The 3,852-nt window shown below is 51.0% G+C and carries 3 protein-coding genes and 2 pseudogenes; 1 reads left to right on the top strand and 4 read right to left on the bottom strand.

The genetic code is table 11. The features are described from left to right. On the top strand, nucleotides 1-402 hold a 402-nt coding region (yfiB, locus tag E9531_RS17250), incomplete at its 5' end, for an outer membrane lipoprotein YfiB (protein ID WP_211343484.1). Between the two features lie 325 nt (nucleotides 403-727). Here the strand turns inward: yfiB and E9531_RS17255 are convergent. From E9531_RS17255 to E9531_RS17270, 4 genes and pseudogenes are all read right to left on the bottom strand, one after another. After that, a pseudogene (locus E9531_RS17255) lies at nucleotides 728-1,813 on the bottom strand (IS3 family transposase). 99 nt (nucleotides 1,814-1,912) lie between these two features. Next, nucleotides 1,913-2,245, bottom strand: a complete 333-nt coding sequence (locus E9531_RS17260; RefSeq protein WP_136575007.1) for a Qac family quaternary ammonium compound efflux SMR transporter — start codon at nucleotides 2,243-2,245, stop codon at nucleotides 1,913-1,915. Between the two features lie 505 nt (nucleotides 2,246-2,750). Next, nucleotides 2,751-3,227 (bottom strand): integrase core domain-containing protein, encoded by a 477-nt coding sequence (locus E9531_RS17265; protein ID WP_425293607.1) that lies wholly within the window; start codon nucleotides 3,225-3,227, stop codon nucleotides 2,751-2,753. Continuing rightward, nucleotides 3,125-3,633 (bottom strand): annotated as a pseudogene (locus E9531_RS17270) (IS5 family transposase); the annotation flags it as partial. The gene E9531_RS17265 and the pseudogene E9531_RS17270, both read right to left, overlap by 103 nt. Between the last annotated feature and the right edge of the window lie 219 nt (nucleotides 3,634-3,852).

A 3,852-nucleotide genomic window follows, 5' to 3' on the forward strand; every position in this document is an offset into this window, starting at 1 on the left:
AAGGCGCAGATCATGGCACTGGAAAATGAGGGATTCAGCTTCACCGATGATGGAATGCAGCTGGATCTGTCAGGAAGAATTTTGTTTGACTTGAATTCTTCTGACGTGGATCTTAGTACGACGCATCGCATCAAGAAGATCACAACCATGTTTTTAGAGATTGGAATCGACCGTATTCGCTTGGACGGGCATACCGATGACACCGGGGACGCTCGCTATAACGAAGCCCTCTCAAAGAGGCGTGCAGATGCAGTGGCGCAGCTGATGGTCGAGGACGGATACCCAGCAAATGCCATTCAAACGCGTGGACTTGGAAGTCAAAAACCGGTTGCCAAGAACAACTCCAGCGAAGGGCGTGCTTCCAACCGGCGCGTGACTGTCATTGTTGGGGCTATGAAGTGATTGTGACCGCAAACAACGCGCCACTGTAGAACTGATCTTTAATCTCATTCTGCTAACGGTTGAGCTAAGCGGATGCGAAGCAGTCCGCTTGAGCGATGGGTTAGGACGGTGAAATGACCGACCCTACGTGAAAAATCAAGCTGCAAGGTCGCGTTAAAACCGAAAGCACGCGCAACGAAAAGAACAAATGCTTTGGTAACTACGCCAACTACACGTTGCATTGCCAAAACCAGCGAAATGCTTGCGACTGAAAACCCAACTTTGCAAGGAACGCGAAGCAAACGCCTGGTAATCTCCCCATAAACCCTAGTTCTGAGAAGTAGAACTATGCGGCCATGGGCAGCCGCTGTTTAGGGGTGATGCCGCCCAAGGCTATGTTTGGGCGTTCGTGTTTATATTGCCATATCCACTGGGTGGCATAATCTCGCACCTCATCGAGGTTACGCCAATGGTACTGTGACAGCCATTCGTAGCGCACGGTCCTATTGAACCGCTCGATATAGGCGTTTTGCTGAGGCTTGCCAGGCTGGATGTATTGCAGGCCAATTACTTGGGCTGTCGCCCAGTTTTGCAACGTTGCGCTGATGTACTCAGAACCGTTATCACAACGAATCACCTGAGGCTTACCACGCCACTGGATGATTTGCTCCAGCGTTCTAATGACGCGCAGTGCAGGCAGCGAGAAGTCCACCTCAATACCGAGTGCTTCGCGGTTGAAATCATCAATGACATTGAGCAGCCTGAAGCTGCGAGCATCTTCAAGCTGGTCATGCATAAAGTCCACAGACCAAACGACATCACGACTAGCCGGCACTGCCAATGGCTCAGGTTTATCACGTACCAAGCGCTTACGGCTTGATGCGCAGATTCAACTCCAACTCCCTGTAAATGCGATACACACGCTTGTGGTTCCATTTGAAGCACCTGACGTTACGCAGATACAAAAAGCACAGGCCAAAGCCCCAATTGCGGTTGTTGTCCGTCAAGCGCAGCAGCCACAGGGCAATCTCATCTTCCTCGTGACAACGCAGCGCTTTGTATCGATAACAAGCCTGACTAATTTGAAATGCTTGGCAGGCAGCCCGGATGGACAGGCCCCGTTGCGCAACAGCTTGCTGAGCCATCTCGCGCCTGCGAGATGGCTTCACCACTTTTTTGAGAGTGCCTCAGCAACGGCCTCAGCCTTGAGCTTTTCTTCGACATACATCTTACGCAGTCGTGCATTCTCCGCTTCGAGCTCCTTCATGCGAGCCATGAGCGAGGCATCCATCCCTGCGAACTTTGCTCGCCAATTGTAGAACGTCGCCGAACTGATGCCCAGCTCACGGCAAAGCTCGGGAACCGTCAAGCCAGCTTCTGCGCGTTTGAGGGCATCGATGATTTGGCTGTCTGTAAAACGTGACTTCTTCATAGTAGAGATTCTCCTTGGATATCTCTACTTCTCAAAATGATGGTTTTGCGGGGGGATTACCCCTAACGCTTGAAGACCTTGTTAGGTGCAAACCCTGGATCAGTGGGTACTGGTCTTGGAGAGCAAGTTGAGAACAGCTACTCCGCTAACTATCAGTCCCATGCCAACAAAAGCCCAAGCGTCGAGCTTTTGTCCATGGAAGAGCCATGCAACTGCTGCGATCAGCACGATACCGAGGCCGGACCAAACAGCGTAGGCGATGCCGACCGGGATGGTCTTCAAGACGAGTGACAAGAAATAGAACGCCACACCGTAGCCGATGACAACTACGACAGATGGGGCAAGTTTTGTGAATTCTTCACTCGATTTGAGTGCTGACGTTGCGATCACCTCGGCGACTATCGCAGCGGCAAGATAGATCCAAGCTTTCATGCGTTAACTCCCAAAATATCAGCAACCGATTATTTCGCTTGAATATCAAGATCGACAGAATTTTATTGCTTCTAAAGCTGTGCGCGCACAAGAACTATCGCTGGCATCTAACGTGTGAGGTAACCGGCTTGCGTAGCAAGCCCGGTTGACCGATGGGTTAGCCCGGTCTAAAAAGGGAGTTGATCGCCATCTCAAAACTCGGGGCGATTCAGGCTGTTTTATGTGGCTGCTTCACGCGCCTTTGAAACGACATCTTTTGTATGTCACCCGCATACCTACCCGTCGTCGCATGGAGCCGTGCGGGAGGTGAGAGCCTGTGTGGCAGTTGCTATCGATAAGGGTAATTATCGATAGTGCAGCCCATGGGCTTTGTTGCATAAATCAAATTTAGCGTGAAGTGCCCTAAACCCCAGACGCAGCTATCCCACAGCCACCGTGTGAGGGCAGCCAAGTTCGGTGAACCGATTGAGATGTCCTAACCTAGACTTGATCTAACAGACTGGGTTCAATTGGCAATGTTTGAGCGTTGTTGGATCGAAGGAGCTTCTGTCTGCACTGTCCGATCCAGCTGCTTTTCAAGCGCGATGTGTTTTGACTCGAGCAAGGTCTGCCAAGGCGTCTTGCCAAAACAATGTTTGCCAGAGTGAGTGCGCTCCATATTGTAGTCATGCCCCCATTGATCCACATCTGCTTGTAATTGCCCAATGCTGGTGTAGATCTTTCGTCTGAACGCACTGGCATAGAACTCGTTTTGGATGGTTTGGTGAAAGCGCTCACAGATCCCATTGGTTTGAGGGCTCTTGGCCTTGGTTCTCGTGTGCTCGATGTTCTCCAAGTTCAGATACAGCGCAAACTCGTGGTGCTCGCGGTTGCCACAGTACTCACTGCCATGGCTCGAATCTGCAAAGTATCGGCATCTGTGCCTAAATGCACTTTGCACCATTGGCGTCTTCGTTCTGCTCCAAGCTTCTTGGCCTTCCATTCACCTTCACCCAGAAACTTGATACCAGTGGAGTCGAGTCAATGCGCAGGTTCAGGGCACCTTGGCTAGCTTGGTAGTGCACGTTGACCTGTAGGTCTTTCTGACGTCGACAGACGGTACTGAAATCAGGCACTGACCAATTTAAGCCTGCCAGCTGTAATAGAGATTCGACCAATCCCAAGGCTTGGCGTAGGGGCAGACCAAACAGACATTTAATAGTCAAGCAGGACTGGATGGCAGCTTCAGAATATTTTTGATGGCAGCCTCGTTTGCCACTGGCAGGAGCGAGCCACTGCATGTTCTTATCCAGCCAGACCGTCAGGCTGCCTCTGGCTTTCAATGAGGCGTTGTATTCTTTCCAGTTCGTGGTGCGGTAGGTTTTTTTGCCCCAGGTTGATTCACTCATCCTGCAATCCTACCGCTCAACTTCCGGCATTTGTGCAACAAAGCCTTGGGGGGACGTCAATGGGGATCGCCTCGGATCGAAAGCCCTAAATGTAGTAGATTTTGGGGCGAAACGCGGCTCCAAGAAAGGAGGTGTCGTATTTAGCTAGGTGGTCAAGCGGATTGAAGTAGTGATGTCCTAATATCGTGTTTACGATCTTTGTAAGCGTATGCTCATGCT

The organism is Lampropedia puyangensis (genome assembly GCF_004833285.1).
GTDB lineage: Bacteria > Pseudomonadota > Gammaproteobacteria > Burkholderiales > Burkholderiaceae_C > Lampropedia > Lampropedia puyangensis.